This window comes from Chamaesiphon sp. VAR_48_metabat_403 (genome assembly GCF_031422475.1).
Lineage (GTDB): Bacteria > Cyanobacteriota > Cyanobacteriia > Cyanobacteriales > Chamaesiphonaceae > Chamaesiphon.
In genome coordinates, this window is the sequence record NZ_JANPLS010000321.1 from 1 (window position 1) to 15,805 (window position 15,805).

Consider the following 15,805-nt stretch of genomic DNA (forward strand, 5'->3'; position numbering starts at 1 on the left):
CCTACTGGTAAGTCAATTTGCCAGCGGCAGATTCACATCCTGCGGGTGCAGGATGGCAAGGTAGCCGAGCCTTGGGTCATTCGGGACGATCTGACGATGATGCAACAGCTTGGCTTAATTCCGCAACCAGAAATGGCTGCATAACCAACAGAAAAAATTTAATGGAGTTAATTTTATGATTCACCACATTTCGGTCGCCGCACACAATCCCCTGCACGTTAGCCAAGTGCTAGCAGAACTATTGCAAGGACAATCTGTTCCTTTTCCCGGTCATCTCGATAGCTACGTCGCCCTAGCTTTCGATCCGCAGGGCACGATGATTGAAGTTCATCCGTTTGGTACTGCTCTAGTCCCTGGTAATGCGGCTAATGAAGCAGGTCAACTGCTGCCGAATCTAGCCGCATCGATTTACACCGCCAATCATACCGCTATTTCTGTGCCAGTCAGCATCGATCGAATTCAATCGATCGGCGAGCGTGAAGGCTGGCGGATGGTGCATTGTCGTCGCGGTGATAATTACTTTGATGTAATTGAATTATGGGTAGAAAATCAATTGCTAATTGAGTTGCTACCACCAGAAATTGTCGATCGATATCTCGCGTTTATGTTACCAGAATCTTTGGTTGCCGCAGCGCAAGCAGCGGCGGCACAACCACCGATAGCAGCGTGAAATATCACCATCCAAAAGAGTTTGGGCGATCTAGTTGCCAGAGGTAATGGTAATAATTGCCCCTATCTCTGAGTAACTTCTATCCAAACGATCGAGGAATTTTATGATGTCTCAAATTCAACTTTACAGTGCAATTCTTTGTCCTTTTGCCCACCGAGTGCGGCTAACCTTACAAGCAAAAGGAGTTCCCTTTGAGTCGATTGAAATCGACCCCCAAAATAAGCCCGCTAACTTTCTCGAAATTTCGCCTTACGGCAAAGTACCCGTCCTCAAACATGACAATAACCGCATCTGGGAATCAGCGATCGTTAATGAATATCTAGAAGAAACCTTTCCCAATCCGCCACTGTTCCCCACCGAGCCAATCCAGCGGTCACAGGCGCGCATTTGGATTAATTTTGCCGATACCCGCTTGTTTGCTACTACCGGAAAAATATTACACGGTCGCGATTCACACCCGACGGCGTTATTAACCGAACTGACCGAGCATTTACTCTTCATGGAGCATGAGGGTTTGCGTAAACATCCCGCTAATACCCCTTACTGGCTGGGGACGGGGCTGAGTCTGGTCGATTTGACTTTTTACCCTTGGTTCGAGCAATTAGCCGTGCTGGAGCATTTCCGAGGTTTTGGGTTGCCATCTGGACTAGATCGACTTCAGGAGTGGCAAGCAGCAGTAGCCCAGCAGGAAGAGGTACGATCGATCGCCAATTCGCCGGAATTTTATCTCGAACACTATGGGCGGCTAATTCAAACAAGAGAGGCATGATATGAAAACTACAGCAGTTGAAGACGTTTTAAAGTTTTGGTTTCCCAGCCTACCGGATGGCGATCGCACAGCACGAGTACGGCAGTGGGATTGGTGGTTTCGCGGCGGTGGCGATGCCGAGATCGTCGCCCGGTTTTCACCCTTATTAGAACGCGCGATCGCAGGCGAACTCGATGATTGGGATCGGGAGCCGCGATCTCGACTCGCACTGATTCTGATTCTCGACCAATTCTCACGGACGATCTATCGGGGTACCGATCGAGCATTTGCTCAGGACGAAAAAGCCCGTGCCTTAACGCTCTCAGGCATCGAACTCGGTCACTATACCGCTCTAGAAACCCCTTGGGAGAAAACTTTCTTCTTTCTGCCGCTGGGTCATTCCGAGCAGCTCCAACACTTAGAACTGTCAGTCCAACTGGCAGATGCTTTAGTGGATGAGTCCCTACCAGAGTATCGAGCGTTGCTAGAATTCTCCGCCGCTCAAGCTCGTCGCCAGCGCGATGTTGTCGCTCGGTTTAGTCGTCACCCCCATCGCAATGATATACTGGGGCGGATTTCGACTCCCGCCGAACTAGAGTATTTAGCGATCGAACAGCTTGTACACAAGCAACCATTTCCACCCGATCTCGCCCAATTTCTCATTCAGCATTAATTCCATGAAAATTCGACCTGCTACTCCCGATGATGGATCGCTGATTTTCTCATTTATCCAGCAGAAGTCCGAATTCGATTGCCAGATTGGTGCGTTCTCTGGTGTGCTGCAAGTATCTGAAGACAAAATCCGCACAACACTGTTCGGCACGATTCCCTTTGCTTACGTTTTGTTTGCAGAGTGTTCGGGGCGCGAAGTTGGCTTTGCACTGTATGGATTCAGGTACTCATCATTTGCAGGTCAGCCCAGCATTTGGCTTGACGATCTCTATGTGAATGATGGGATGAGAAGTCAGGGTGCGGGAGCCGCGTTAATAGCGCGATTAGCTCAAATTGCTAGAGAAAATGACTGTACCCACATTGCTTGGACTGCTGATGCGCGAAATACTCGCGGACTGAACTTTTACGATCGATTGGGTGCAGAAATTACGGAACAGCATGGCAATCGATGTTTTTTGAGATGGGTTCCATCAGCGGTAGCATGACAATCGATCGAGCCGACTATTGAGAGATATTAGAGAATGCTACCGATCGATCGACTTGTTAGACTGCTTGAAAAGAGTCGATCGATGTTTGAACGTAAATATCACACATAAGTAAATCGTGAGGTAAACTATGACGATCGATCTTGGACTAACTCACATCGCACTCCCCGTTACAGATATCGATTGCAGTATTCAGTTTTACGCTGTCTACGCTCAAATGCAGGTGATTCATCGTCGCATCGATTCAGAAACAGGTGTTGCGGTGGTCTGGCTTTCCGACCGTACTCGTCCTTTTGTCATCGTGCTGATTCAGACAAGTTCGGTACAGTCGGTGCTGTCTCCCTTGGCACATCTTGGAGTCGGCTGTCAAAGTCGGGAATTTATCGATGCTCTATGCGATCGGGCAAAACAGGAAGGGGTGCTGCTTCAGGAACCCAAAGATTCTGGATATCCAATTGGCTACTGGGCCTTCTTGCGAGATCCAGACGGTCATACGCTCGAATTATCTTACGGACAAGAAATAGGCTTAACCATAGAACAGGCTCCGTAAAATACACTGTATCGGAGGTCGCTCGAAGGAGAAACAATGAAGTTTAGCGTTATGTGCGGCTGGCGTGGTCACACTTTACACAGCTTTATTTAATACTTTTACAGATCGAGAAGTTGCGCCTAAATCGATAAATATTGTCTTCATGACTTGTTTATTAGGAGGTATTTTATTCCTATTATGTACGATTTTCTTCACCAACCTATCGCTAGAAACTAGCATCGATTCAGCAAAGCTGACGCTGCGCGAACGACAGGAAATCTTTGTATTGTTAGGGTTGGGGATCTTTTCTACTGCGTTGCCATTTTTTTGTTACACAGTGGCAGCTTATCGCTTACAGATCGTCCTGACAATGGCAATATTGCTACTAGAGCCAATGTTTGCGGTGTTATTTGCCTCGATCGCTCTACAAGAAACCCCCTCACTATGGTTTGGGATCGGCAGTATTCTAGTTTTTTGGGGATTGCGATTCGGCGAAGCCGAGGCTCTGCCAACGATTGCTAGAGCCGCCAATTCATCATGAGAGGGCGTAATCGCCAATGATGATATTATTTACTGATTTTTGAGTATTTTTAAACTGGTGTAAGATATGGGTTATAGACCCTCTACATCAGGCGCAGCAGCAATTTTGTAGACTAGAATAACTTTTGCTTGGGAATAAGCAGGGATTTGTAAATTCCAATTACAAAAACCGTTGAGATCGGGTTGAATGCGTTGGCCGAGCCTCTCCTTGAGAGAATCGCTAGTTTCATCCTGCACTACTTCAATTTTTACCTTCTCTAATTCTGAGACTGGAACTCGCTCGGTCATCGTAATTTTTCTTGTTTCGTCACCAATATTCGACAGAAAGATGCTGACAGTATTGGTAATGGTATTCCATTGGGTGAGATGATTTTGCTCGCGTTTTTCTCTCTGGGTGCGCTGGACTCGCATATTCACATCGGTGCCCCAACCAAGGGCAAATTTTTCTTGGGGCGCGATAAAAGATACCGTCGTCCGTCCGACATATTCTGTAGACTTTACCAGATCGACTGGGCCAGCCAAAATTGGGAATGTGGCGTTATTAGTTTGTTCGCTTTTGAGAACGACTTCTAAAGCCATTTCGGGCATCAGGATATGCTCGATCTCGGCTGAAGATTGAAACTGAAATAGTGGCACGCGATAGGGATGACCATCGGAGGGAATATTCGCTTTTTTGGGGGCGCGGAGAGTTCTTACTTCACCGCCATCATCAACTCCAGGTAAATCAATTGTATCTGGTCTTGTGACCGCACCTAGCCCAGTTGTTTTCACAGTTTGGTCGCGCATTTCTACGGCAATCTTCTTTGCTTTTTCGCGGATATTCAGCAGATCGTCGGTGAGTAAAGGTGGCTCAGTTCCAAGGGAGGCGCGGGCGGTGGAAAAAACTAAATCTACATTCAGCCAGTCTTCACCCGTATTTTGCCAGACGCAACCATCGGTACGGAAGGTTAATTGCGAATTTTCGCCCATTTGCAATTGGGCTTGATGATAGGGTCGCCAGAAGGCATTGGGAGCGACATAATCAAAGGCTAGTTCATATTCTCCAGTTTCGGCGATCTCTAAATCCGCTTCGATCTGAGCGATAAAAATCCGATCGGGTCTAGATTCAGCTTGAATACGGTTTACCAGCCGTTCGATCGCCGATTGTAACTGTTCCTGTGCATGGTAAGTACTGAGAATTTCGCTCCGCGCCTCCCGCATTTTTTGAAATAGTGGCTGTAATTGCGATCGCCATGCCAGCGGATCGACTTGTCCCCAAGCCGCATCGATGGGTAGTTCTGCCAATGCTTTTGCCAAAATTATGCCGATTTGTTGAAACTGGTCTTCGAGTTGTTGGCGATCTTCAGTGAGGATATTGTATCGATCGAATTGCGATCGCCATTGAGTTTTTAACTCTTCAAATAAACCCGATCGGTCGGATTCTTTAATTAACATCCGTCGGCGCACGCGGACATCATTAACCCTCGCACCAGATGGACGATTATTAAATTCAGCACGGAGAGACTTATCAGAGAGGATCGGAGCGACTTTAACAACATGAACGCGCCAAAGCCCCGCCGTTAGACTTACCTTCGTCATGCGTTGGATTTGAGCGCGATCTTCGAGCAGCGTCACGGTTGTAACCGGAGCATTTAGATCTAGGGTCTGAATTTCTGTCGATATCATCTTCTATTCCTCTCGCCGATTACCGTTAACTAGCTCGTTGTCCACAAAGGTCTTAATTGTATAATCGGCGGTTAATTTTGTTTCACCACCTGCGGGAACGTCGATTTGCCAACGATAGCCGCCTTGAATGACAGCATTGCGCTCTTGCTGTTCGTATTTTTCCCATGCTGGTGCAACCTGTGTAACCGTCACATCTACTTTCACATCAGCTTGTGGCACCGGAATCCGTTCGCGCACTTCGATTTTGGCAGCTCGTCCTAGTCGATTGGCGATCGCAATCTGAATGCTATGACGCAATTCGTTAAAGGCGACCAAACTTTCACCCGATCGTACTTCTTCAAAAGAAGTATTCCGCGCCACTTTAATCGATTGTTCCACGCCTAAGCCTAGCTCCATTTGTCCCTTGGGTGGCACTGTATTAATGCGCGTTGAGAGAATGTATTCGCCATCAACATAGACATCCGTAGATCCGCCTAACAATGGCGATCGCAATGGATTGCGAAGTTGAGCAATCCGAAAAACATTGGTATCTTCACGGGGGACGACGATATACCGCAAATCGATCTCGGCATTTTCTTCGAGCAATGCAACTGAATGAAACTGCCCATCGGAGGGAATATCAACTCTTCCAGTCCCAACATAAGCAAAGTCAAAAGTTTTTGTTTTTGCCATTCTCCGCATCGTCGCATCCGTAAGTGAATCAATGTGCTGACAAACAGCCAGACTTAACGCTTGTTCCAAAACTTCGGCTAGATCGAAATTAACTGTAATTTCAGATCGCTTCAGGGATTCCAAATAGATCGTTTTTAGATCGGGTAAACTTAGTTTTCCACGTTTTGATGTATTAATAGGATCGCCCAATCGCATCAGCCCATAGTTCTTAATCTCTTGGAGAGGATCGAAGATGACTCGGTTTATTGCACTTACTCGAGCGAAAAGAGTAGAACTTTGTGCAGGAGCCGCTGCTTCAGGCATAGCTCCTGGAGGAGCCATTGATTCCAGCCTAACAGATCTTGCTGCCATTCTTGCTGGAGCAGGAGCCGATCCACCCATGCTAACGTTAGATTCCCACATAGATTTTTTAAGTTCCTCCAACTCTGCATCAACTTCTAGCAAAATGCCTGCTTCTTCAGGGCTGGAACAAAACATTTCCAATCGTTGACGATCGTCCGAAATTGCGGCTGTTTTTAAATTTTCAATCTTCTGGAACAGGATAGATTGCGGTAATGTTGATAATGGCTGTAAAGTTGGAATTTGAAGATTTCGAGCAACTGAAACAGTACTAATTGCTGTATACGCAATCTGTCTTTGAAGATCGTAATCTTCAAACAGCATCTCTGCACCTTTCGGCGGATTGCGCCAAGCTTTTTTAGATGCTAATGTTTGCGATCGACCTAATCGTAAAGAAGGTAATTCTGGTAACTCACACCAACCCGTTGGCGTAGCGGTTGAAAGCTCGATCTGTACACCCGACCAATCCTCGCCAGTACGTTGACAAATTAAAGCACGTAAGGCGATCGCTGCCGTATTAGTGGCACTATTGAGCCGACAAACATAAGTGGGTGTCCATTTTGCACCTTGCACAAAATATTCCACAATCAGTTGCAGATTATCTGGTACGGGTAAAGATGCTGCTTGGCGATCGCTAATTTGCAAACTAGCGATAATAGTTTTGCGTAATTCATTTTCTTTGGCAACATTTGCATTTGAAGCAAGGAGTTGTTGCTGCTTTAAATCGGCAAGATTTTCCATTGCTGTTCGCAATTGAAGATCGAGTTCGCGCTTTTCTTTGATGCGTAATTGCTGCTGCTCGTCCTTAAAATTTGCTAATGCTACCCGCGCCCCCGTCGGTGAAATTGGTGGTGCTTTGCCCTCTTCGCCGATCGGTCGATCGGGTACATTCAACACATTTAAAGCCGCCATTTCCAGCACAATTACACTGTGGAGATCGTTTAAGCGATCGACATCCGCTTTTGCAATTTGGATGGATGTTTCTAAATCCGATTGGGGCACTTCCACAGGTGCTGGGACACTCAACCCCACCCGCACATCTGTAACAATTAAATTGTCATCTGTGTTGATGCCATTATCCACCCGCACCCGAACACTCACATCATCCAGAGCCAGTGGTAATCCCACGATCTCGACTTCGATATTATCAGTGACGCGATCGATTTGCCTTGCGATCTCTGACAGACTTGCCAACCGCCTTACCGTGGAGCCTTCGGAATAAACTTTAACTTTTTCGATTTTGGAGGCAAGCTGGGCAATTGACATAAATTTTATGCTTTAACAAATCTTGTCCTGTTTTCTTGAATTCATTATAGAATCCATTTGAGATCTTCTGGTGGAGGAGGGCGGGTTCGTTCAATGTCGAATAGTACAATCGGTATTGGCTAGCATAAACCCGCCCTCCCCCGCGAGATATGGAGAATTTTACCGATCTCTGCAAAACCTGCACGCTGATAAATCCGCACTTAGGCTTCATCGGCAACTCGTAAGTATGATTGAATGAGCGATTCCACAAATCTACCTCATTTAACTTAACTTGAGCCGTATTCTGCTAATGTGGCACAACAGTTTCTCGATCCGGTTGTCGATCGCGAGGATCGGAGATCGTCGCTGTCGGTTATGCCTGGACTCGATTCTCCGCAGGAGAGGCTACGCCAACGGGAAAAGATATCTCCAACACTACACAACCAAGATCGGTTGTGAATGGCCCGTGAATCTCTCCAGGTGGTCTGCTGGCGTAATGTCCGGTTTCTAGCCACATGTCGAAAGTTAGATCGTAAAGACGACCGCTGATAATTAAAATCTCTTCAGGATAGGCATGACTTTTGGCACCGAAAGCAGTCGTATCAGCACCAGCATAAAATCGAGTTAGACGGGTGTATTCACCAGTTTCGGTATCTATGCTCAGAGTCAGTTCTTCGACCATTCCTGCAAGCTCTGGGAGCGGTTTCCACAGGTTTTTACTTGCTTGAATTAATGGATTCCAATACTCGATCGTCGATTTTGGCATATCACCTCATTTGAATATCAGTGTGGTGGAATTGCACTCGTGTGACCTGCGATAATTTGGATCGAGCCACTAGTCGAAATCGCCCAAACACGGGTAAATCGAATGTCTTGCTCGACTGAGGTATCTTCATAACTACCGACTATGTGCATTAAAACAGAAATAACTGCAAACCCATCATTGAGTTGAATCTGTCGTTCTGATGGTGTAAGTTCGGTAAACTTGAATTGTCTAGAGCTGTGAGCATCAAGGTCGTCACGTTTGCTAACAAGTTGCCCCAGATGATTTGTAAACAACAGTTCGGGAGCAATTAAGGCATCTAATTCGACGACATCAGAACGCAGCATTGCTTGTCTGAGTCGCTCTTCTAGTTCGATGATTTGAGCTTGAGTGGTTATCATATTTTACTCCTTAAAAGTTGAAATGCGGAGTGAGGAATTTATGTCCGATCGACCATCGACGATTGTAGATTTTAAAGCGTCAGGGGAAGCTGCATACCAGCAAATTTTCGACCGATCTCCATTAATTAGCAGTATCTCTGCTCAATTAGACGATCTGCTCGTCGCTTACGACTATTTTCCACCAGGAACGACACCGAATATTATATCCAAACAGCACGGTTTGGGCATTTTTATCGATTTACCCGCTCCAGTCACTACCGAACGCTGGATCGATGGTAAATTACGCCGCGAAATAGTCAAGCGCGGGGATACGGTGGTCATTCCAGCGGATACTTGGCATTATGCTGAGTGGAATCGCGGTGGCGGTGCAATCGTCGTCGGATTGGAGCCACAAGCCATCCTGGATACACTTAATTTAACACTCGATCGCGATTCATTAGAATTGATTCCCCACTTCGCAACTACAGATCCGACGATCGATCGCATCGGCATCTCCCTCAAACACGCCCTCGAACATCCTGGCTGTCTGAGTCGGCTCTATGCCGAATCGATGCTCGATGCGCTGACAATGCACCTGTTACAGCATTATTCCGTCCAGAATTATGCCCTCCCCACCTATGACGGTGGATTAGCTCCAGCTCAACTAGAACGAGTCGTAGAATATATCGATACTTATCTCAGTCGCGATCTCAGCTTGCATGAACTAGCTCAACTAGTTCAATTGAGTCCGCACTACTTTTCCCAACTCTTCAAACAATCGACCGGATTTTCGCCTCATCAGTATATTTTAAGATGTCGGATCGATCGAGGAAAACAATTATTACGTCAAGGGGGATTGAGTATTGCGGGAGTAGCAAAGATGGTGGGATTTGTGGATCAGAGTCATTTTCATCGCCATTTCAAGCGGTTGGAAGGCATTACTCCCAAAGCTTTTGTCAGCCAAGTTTGAATCACCCAACTTTGGTCTGTAATTAAGTCAAATGAGAGATAATATTTATAATGTACGAGACATATAGGCAAGGGTAAAAATAATTGAATCGGCAAGCACTTATAGAACCAAGAGACGATATTATTAGCCTTCAAAGTACGTTTCTCAGATCTAAATCATTGGAAAGTAGGAAGACATTGGGGCAGTTCTTCACGGGATCTGCGGTGTCTGATTACATGGCATCTGTGGTTGTCAAGCCCAAAAGTAAGACTATTCGCATTCTGGATGCTGGCGCAGGAACTGGTACATTAACTGCTTCTACTGCTCTGCATTGCTTAGAGATGGGTTGTAAAATTGTTCATGCTGTACTATATGAACTCGATCGTGAGGCAGTTGACAGCCTCGAACAAACGCTAAATATCATTCAGCGAAAGTTTGGAGATCGACTAGCAACCTTCACTTATGAAATTTTTTGTGAAGACTTTGTACTTGCTAGACCAGATAAAGAAAAAAATATTCAGCCCTTTGATGTATCGGTAATAAACCCGCCATATTTTAAATATAGTGCAAAAGATTCACCTTATGCTAAGGCGGTTGCCGATCTTTATCATGGCGATCCGAATATATATGCTTCATTTATGGCCGTTGTAATGGCTTGCATGAAAAGTGGTGGACAGATGGTAACGATAACACCTCGCAGTTTCACAAATGGACTATATTTCAAGGGTTTACGCAAATACTTGTTAACTGAATCAGCACTGAGCTTAATTCATATTTTCAAACATCGAGACAAAGTGTTTAAGACTGATGATTCAGCGGTGCTTCAAGAAAATATTATTTGCTATTTCGTTAAAGGTAGTAATGCCGATACTATAACAGTTAGATCGAGTGACTGCGATGCCAGCATCAAATATGCTGATGAAAAACATTATCCCGTTCATTCGATAGTCGATTATTCAAACGATCTACGATTAATTAGAATTCCTGAATCAGCTTATGCTGCTGGAATTTTGAAGCAGGCTGAAACTTTAGAAACAACTTTTGAAGCTGCTGGATATTTTATTTCGACTGGTCGTGTGGTCGAACATCGCGCCCGCCAATATATTACCGAAGACACTAGCGCAGAAAATACAGTTCCGCTTTATCGCCCACATAACGTGACACCGTTAATAGCAACTTGGGTAGGTAATCATAAGAAAGATGTATCCTTTAAGCTTAACAAAGACCATCAAAAACATACCATGATAAATAGTACTTATGTGTTGCTCAAACGTTTTTCTTCCAAAGATGAAAAGCGGCGATTGGTCGCTGGCATTCACCTAGCAAATATGCACTTTTGTGAGTGGATTGGGTTTGGAAACAAGACAAATTATATCGGTGTATTAGGTGATGAATTATCTACTGTTGAAGCCTATGGTCTTGCGACTATTTTTAATTCATCATTCATGGACAATTATTTCAGGTGCATTTCAGGAAATACACAAGTAAATGCTACTGAAATTAGGGTAATGAAATTTCCATCTCGCGATCGAGTGAAAGAAATCGGCGATCGAACACACAAGCTGAAGTTTTTTGAAACGGCTAAAATCGATCTAATCGTGAACTCAGTGCTTGGTGTAGTGGACTCAATATAAGAGGTGAAATTTGGAATTTACGGCTCAACAAAAAGAAAAATTAAATGAAGCAAAAGCATTGTTGACTGCTTTGGGGCTACCAAAAGCACAGTGTAACGACCGATCTGCATGGGTCTTTTTGGCACTAGCTAATATAAAACCTTTAGATGACTGGAGTTCATCAACAGCTCCGCTGTTGCCAACTGTGAATATCATGGAATTCATCCGTAATGAATATGGAATGGACTATAAGCCGAATAGCCGCGAAACCATTAGACGACAAACACTTCATCAATTCGAGCAAGCCCGTATTGTCGATCGAAACCGAGATGACCCGACGCGACCAACTAACAGCAAAGACAATAACTATTCATTAAATCATTCAGTGTTGGAGATTCTAGCGGAATACCCACACGGCACGGCGGCTGGTTGGGGAAAGTTCAAGATTACAAGGACGCAGTGCCTGAATTGAAGGCACAATATGAACGCGCGCTCGATCTGCACAAAATTCCAATTAGTTTACCAAGCGGCGAAACCATCACATTATCACCTGGTAAACATAACCAGCTTCATGCCGACATTATTCACGAGTTCTGTTCGCGCTTCATCGGTGCTGGCGGTCGATTGTTATACATTGGTGATACCGCCAGCAGTCGAAAAGAAGGCGGAAAGCTAATGTTCTTGGAAGCCGAATACCTGGCATCTTTGGGCGTACCCCCAATGTCACATGACAAATTGCCAGATGTTGTAGTGTATGACGAAGAGCGGAAATGGCTATTTTTGATTGAAGCGGTTACGAGTCATGGCCCCATATCACCAAAGCGTTGGGTTGAACTTGAGGAAGCCTTCAAAGATTGTAAGGTTGGTCTTGTGTATGTAACAGCGTTTCCCGACCGTGCGGAATTTCGCAAAAATGCTGCTGATATTGCATGGGAAACTGAAGTGTGGATTGCCGATAACCCAGACCATCTAGTTCATTTTAATGGTGAACGTTTCCTTGGCCCTCACGATCGAAGCAGATAATAAGCACTTGCAAGCGGAACGGCGGCATAAACAATTAATTATGTGGCAAATTCTCTACTCTCTACCCCCCGATCGATCGCCAAAATATCCAAAAAATCGGATGAATGTACAAGACGGAGAGCGAGCATTCGCACGATACTGACAGCTAAGGATACAGATTGTATTTGTAGCAACAGGAGGTCGCGATCGTGGCACAGCTTGAAACCAAGACAGAGCCGATGGTACTCAATATGGGGCCACATCATCCCTCCATGCACGGTTGTTTTCGGATTATCGTGACGCTCGATGGAGAAGATGTTGTCGATTGCGAACCCGTCATTGGATATCTACATCGAGGGATGGAAAAGATAGCCGAAAATCGCACCACTTTAATGTACGTCCCTTATGTCAGTCGGTGGGATTATGGTGCGGGGATGTTTAATGAAGCCGTAACTGTTAATGCGGTGGAAAAGTTAGCCAATATTTCGATTCCGAAACGAGCTAGTTATATTCGGATGATTATGCTAGAACTCAACCGAATTGCCAATCATCTGCTGTGGTTGGGGCCATTTATGTTGGATTTGGGTGCGGGTACGCCGTTGTTTTATGTGTTTCGCGAACGCGAACTAATTTACGATCTGTGGGAAGCTGCGACGGGCTACCGGATGGTAAATAATAATTATTTTCGAGTCGGTGGGGTGGCGGTAGATTTACCTTCTGGGTGGTTGGATAAATGTGCGGATTTCTGTGATTATTTCGCGCCAAAAGTTGATGAATACGAGCGTTTAATTACCGATAATCCGATCTTTCGGCGGCGGGTTGAAGGAGTGGGGACGATTAGCCGGGATATGGCGATTAATTGGGGCTTATCGGGGCCGATGTTACGTGCTTCTGGAGTAAAGTGGGATTTGCGAAAAGTCGATCGCTATGAGCGATACGATGAGTTTGATTGGGATGTCCAGTATGAGACGGCGGGGGATTGTCTGGCGCGATATCGAGTCAGAATGGGCGAAATGCGCGAGTCAGTGAAAATTTTGCGCCAAGCCATCGCCCAAATTCCTGGGGGTGCCTATGAATCCTTGGAGGCTAATCGTCTAGCTGCGGGTGCTAAATCTGAATGGGATGGTTTCGACTACCAGTATATTAGTAAGAAAATCGCCCTGACTTTCAAAATCCCCGCAGGGGAACATTACGTGCGCGTGGAGACTGGTAAAGGCGAGATGGGGATATTTATCATCAGCGAGGATAATATCTTCCCCTGGCGGTGGAAAATTCGCGCTGCCGATTTTAATAATCTCCAAATTCTCCCTCATCTGCTCAAAGGGGTAAAAGTTGCCGATATTGTCGTGATTCTCGGTAGTATCGATATCATTATGGGTTCGGTCGATCGCTAAATTACAGCTAATTTCGATCGAACGCGGCATTCAAGACCGATCGATCGCTACTCAAAAAAAGATGAGATCGTATTGTCATAAACGCTAAAAGTCTTCCGCCATTCATCTTACTTATTACTCCCATCCAAACGTTCTTTACCCCCAAAAATCTCGATCCAGGCAGATACTACTACCCAATGGATGATTACTGACGACCAAATTGAGCCAGTAGTTAAATAAGCGATCGCACATACAGCACCTAATAAACCCGTCAAGGTTAAAAATCGCCAATCCATAAATGTCGGATCGCCTAATTTATAAAATGTCCGGGCATTGAATGGATGATAGAGAATAAATACAACTAGTGATATAAACGACCACAGATAAATATTTCTAAATGTTTGTGTTTCGATCGGGTGGGGAAGTAATAACTGTCTAAATATAAACTCTTCTACTAGAGCAGGCATGAAGAAAAGATAAAATATCGATCGAACACTTTTGCTCAATCCTGAAGATGAAACTCGATGCAGATGAAATTTCAAGAAGCCCGATCGAAAGCCAATAGCTAAAGATACTATCGCATAACTAGCTAATAATCCACCTGTAAATAACCAACCAGATAAACTAGGTAAAGTGACGATTCCCGCCCAGATTCTAATTACTAAAGTCGATAAAATGGGTACTTGTCCGAATATAATAGTAGGTGCGATCGGAAATACATCTGGATGCACTCCACCTACCTGAAAAGTATTTAAAAACCAAATATTTGCCCCCCGCCGACTGAAGATTTTGGCAATACCATCCTGTGCGCCGCGCGGTAACATCGTTTGCCAACTAATTAAACCAGAGATCGGATCGCTGTTACTCGTAAACCCCTGCTCGGCATCAATTCCAGCTAACTTCGCTGCATTTTGTTGCCAATCTTGACGGACGATGCCTAAAGGTGCGAGGGTGGTTTCTAACTCTGTACCCAACGATTGTAACTCTCGAAATCTGAGCGTTTGAGGATGTTGGGGATGAGCTGTAATCCAGGCTTGAATCTGCGGTTGCGATCGAACTTGACTATTTAACTGGCGAATGGTGACATATAAAGCTTGATTGGCATCTTGTACGCAAGATGTCGCAGGCGTGACACTCGCACTTCCCGTACCGTCGCCCGTGCGATAACGCGCGCCAGCAATCTGTAATTGTCGCTCTAATTCCGTCAGCGGCGAAATTTTAATTCCGCCAAAATCGTAATCTTCCGTCACGGGTGGATAACTAATTAATAAATCCGCAACCGGGCGAGTCGCCAACCAGCCACGCTGGAGATGCCCCATATACGTCGCCCAATCTTGTTTCCCTGCAATAATCCCGTCAGAGTTGTGGGCGTAAACTTGATTGTACTCAACATTCCACTCTAATTCGCCTGTAAATGTCGATCGAATTACCGTCCCCATTCCATAGGCGAAATGTCCGGTAACAGTTTGCCAGATCCCTAAATCATCGCCATTTTTGCCACCAATCCCGCCGAATAAATGGATTGCTAACGATCGATCTCCTAACTCATGCGTGCGACGATTGAAGGTAACTTGCGAGAAGTTGCCCTTATCTTTAGATATATTTTGCCAATGTTGACGATTGAGATAGTCTAACTGCTCATCGGCATCAACAATCTCTCGCTGTGGTGTCAGTGTAAATAAAGATCGCGGTTGAATTGCTGCGACGGTAAATAATCCCCGCAGTCGCTCTCCATAAATATACCAGCCGCGATCGCCCGCAGGCGATTTTGCTAAATCTTGAATCGTACTGGGTAATAATCCCGACTTCTTGGCGGGTATCTGGGGAATCCGAATTGTCTCGATTTGCCCGTTGAAGCTCTGGGAATTGCGATCGTAATGTCGAACTCGGAAATATTCATTCAGGCAGGTTTTCGCCCCATTACAAGCTGCTTCCCGACTCGGATCGGTACCGAGAATTTTAACTAATCCAGTCAAACTACCCGCAATCTGAATCGGTTCGCGATCGATCTCAATTATCGGCTGTTGCGAGCCACTATCGATCGCCAGATTTACCCCAGTCAATCTCACCAATACATCATCTTCCGCTCTCGCACCCGCCAACGACTGAAGCGCGCCCACCTGCAATCTCCCATTGAGTCGCTGCGGATGAATATTCCCT

The 15,805-nt window shown here is 45.5% G+C and carries 15 protein-coding genes and 1 pseudogene; 11 read left to right on the forward strand and 5 right to left on the reverse strand.

All coding sequences use genetic code 11. The annotated features are described in order from the left end of the window. The 7 genes from RMO79_RS15505 to RMO79_RS15535 all read left to right on the forward strand — a co-directional run. Window positions 1-144, forward strand: a 144-nt coding sequence (locus tag RMO79_RS15505) for an ester cyclase (RefSeq protein WP_310484095.1), incomplete at its 5' end; no start/stop codon positions are given. Window positions 145-175: 31 nt separating this feature from the next. Further along, window positions 176-670, forward strand: coding sequence for a hypothetical protein (locus RMO79_RS15510; RefSeq protein ID WP_310484079.1), 495 nt, complete (start codon window positions 176-178; stop codon window positions 668-670). Window positions 671-773: 103 nt separating this feature from the next. Further along, on the forward strand, window positions 774-1,439 hold the full coding sequence (locus RMO79_RS15515) for a glutathione S-transferase family protein (RefSeq protein WP_310484080.1): 666 nt from the start codon (window positions 774-776) through the stop codon (window positions 1,437-1,439). Between the two features lies 1 nt (window position 1,440). After that, complete coding sequence (locus RMO79_RS15520) at window positions 1,441-2,091, forward strand: DUF924 family protein (RefSeq protein ID WP_310484081.1); 651 nt, start codon at window positions 1,441-1,443, stop codon at window positions 2,089-2,091. Between the two features lie 4 nt (window positions 2,092-2,095). Beyond that, complete coding sequence (locus RMO79_RS15525) at window positions 2,096-2,575, forward strand: GNAT family N-acetyltransferase (RefSeq protein WP_310484082.1); 480 nt, start codon at window positions 2,096-2,098, stop codon at window positions 2,573-2,575. 130 nt (window positions 2,576-2,705) lie between these two features. Further along, complete coding sequence (locus RMO79_RS15530) at window positions 2,706-3,125, forward strand: VOC family protein (protein ID WP_310484083.1); 420 nt, start codon at window positions 2,706-2,708, stop codon at window positions 3,123-3,125. A gap of 64 nt (window positions 3,126-3,189) precedes the next feature. After that, on the forward strand, window positions 3,190-3,645 hold the full coding sequence (locus tag RMO79_RS15535) for an EamA family transporter (protein WP_310484084.1): 456 nt from the start codon (window positions 3,190-3,192) through the stop codon (window positions 3,643-3,645). A 71-nt stretch (window positions 3,646-3,716) separates the two neighbouring features. Here the strand turns inward: RMO79_RS15535 and RMO79_RS15540 are convergent, their stop codons facing one another. From RMO79_RS15540 to RMO79_RS15555, 4 genes are all read right to left on the reverse strand, one after another. Then, entirely contained in the window at window positions 3,717-5,309 is a 1,593-nt protein-coding gene (locus tag RMO79_RS15540) for a mucoidy inhibitor MuiA family protein (protein ID WP_310484085.1), read from the reverse strand. 3 nt (window positions 5,310-5,312) lie between these two features. Next, window positions 5,313-7,586 (reverse strand): DUF4139 domain-containing protein, encoded by a 2,274-nt coding sequence (locus RMO79_RS15545; RefSeq protein ID WP_310484086.1) that lies wholly within the window; start codon window positions 7,584-7,586, stop codon window positions 5,313-5,315. A 352-nt stretch (window positions 7,587-7,938) separates the two neighbouring features. Beyond that, window positions 7,939-8,331, reverse strand: a complete 393-nt coding sequence (locus tag RMO79_RS15550) for a cupin domain-containing protein (RefSeq protein WP_310484087.1) — start codon at window positions 8,329-8,331, stop codon at window positions 7,939-7,941. A gap of 17 nt (window positions 8,332-8,348) precedes the next feature. After that, window positions 8,349-8,729 carry a nuclear transport factor 2 family protein gene (locus tag RMO79_RS15555; RefSeq protein WP_310484088.1) on the reverse strand — a complete coding sequence of 127 codons (381 nt, stop codon included), beginning with the start codon at window positions 8,727-8,729 and terminating at the stop codon, window positions 8,349-8,351. Between the two features lie 40 nt (window positions 8,730-8,769). On the opposite strand from RMO79_RS15555, the gene RMO79_RS15560 reads away from it, so the two are divergent. The 4 genes and pseudogenes from RMO79_RS15560 to RMO79_RS15580 all read left to right on the forward strand — a co-directional run bounded on the left by RMO79_RS15560 (window position 8,770) and on the right by RMO79_RS15580 (window position 13,666). Next, a complete protein-coding gene (locus tag RMO79_RS15560) occupies window positions 8,770-9,678 on the forward strand; it encodes an AraC family transcriptional regulator (protein ID WP_310484089.1) in 909 nt (302 codons plus the stop codon). 83 nt (window positions 9,679-9,761) lie between these two features. Further along, window positions 9,762-11,291, forward strand: coding sequence for an Eco57I restriction-modification methylase domain-containing protein (locus RMO79_RS15565; RefSeq protein ID WP_310484090.1), 1,530 nt, complete (start codon window positions 9,762-9,764; stop codon window positions 11,289-11,291). Between the two features lie 10 nt (window positions 11,292-11,301). Beyond that, window positions 11,302-12,293: pseudogene (locus RMO79_RS24615) on the forward strand (BsuBI/PstI family type II restriction endonuclease). A gap of 188 nt (window positions 12,294-12,481) precedes the next feature. Continuing rightward, on the forward strand, window positions 12,482-13,666 hold the full coding sequence (locus RMO79_RS15580; protein ID WP_310484093.1) for an NAD(P)H-quinone oxidoreductase subunit H: 1,185 nt from the start codon (window positions 12,482-12,484) through the stop codon (window positions 13,664-13,666). Between the two features lie 107 nt (window positions 13,667-13,773). Here RMO79_RS15580 and RMO79_RS15585 read toward each other — a convergent pair. Beyond that, a partial coding sequence (locus tag RMO79_RS15585; RefSeq protein ID WP_310484094.1) for a type II CAAX prenyl endopeptidase Rce1 family protein occupies window positions 13,774-15,805 on the reverse strand: 2,032 nt, incomplete at its 5' end.

Coding starts and splice junctions, on each gene's coding strand:
- RMO79_RS15510 (WP_310484079.1), top strand. CDS start 176: ATGATTCACCACATTTCGGTCGCCGCACACAATCCCCTGCACGTTAGC.
- RMO79_RS15515 (WP_310484080.1), top strand. CDS start 774: ATGATGTCTCAAATTCAACTTTACAGTGCAATTCTTTGTCCTTTTGCC.
- RMO79_RS15520 (WP_310484081.1), top strand. CDS start 1,441: ATGAAAACTACAGCAGTTGAAGACGTTTTAAAGTTTTGGTTTCCCAGC.
- RMO79_RS15525 (WP_310484082.1), top strand. CDS start 2,096: ATGAAAATTCGACCTGCTACTCCCGATGATGGATCGCTGATTTTCTCA.
- RMO79_RS15530 (WP_310484083.1), top strand. CDS start 2,706: ATGACGATCGATCTTGGACTAACTCACATCGCACTCCCCGTTACAGAT.
- RMO79_RS15540 (WP_310484085.1), bottom strand. CDS start 5,309: ATGATATCGACAGAAATTCAGACCCTAGATCTAAATGCTCCGGTTACA.
- RMO79_RS15545 (WP_310484086.1), bottom strand. CDS start 7,586: ATGTCAATTGCCCAGCTTGCCTCCAAAATCGAAAAAGTTAAAGTTTAT.
- RMO79_RS15550 (WP_310484087.1), bottom strand. CDS start 8,331: ATGCCAAAATCGACGATCGAGTATTGGAATCCATTAATTCAAGCAAGT.
- RMO79_RS15555 (WP_310484088.1), bottom strand. CDS start 8,729: ATGATAACCACTCAAGCTCAAATCATCGAACTAGAAGAGCGACTCAGA.
- RMO79_RS15560 (WP_310484089.1), top strand. CDS start 8,770: ATGTCCGATCGACCATCGACGATTGTAGATTTTAAAGCGTCAGGGGAA.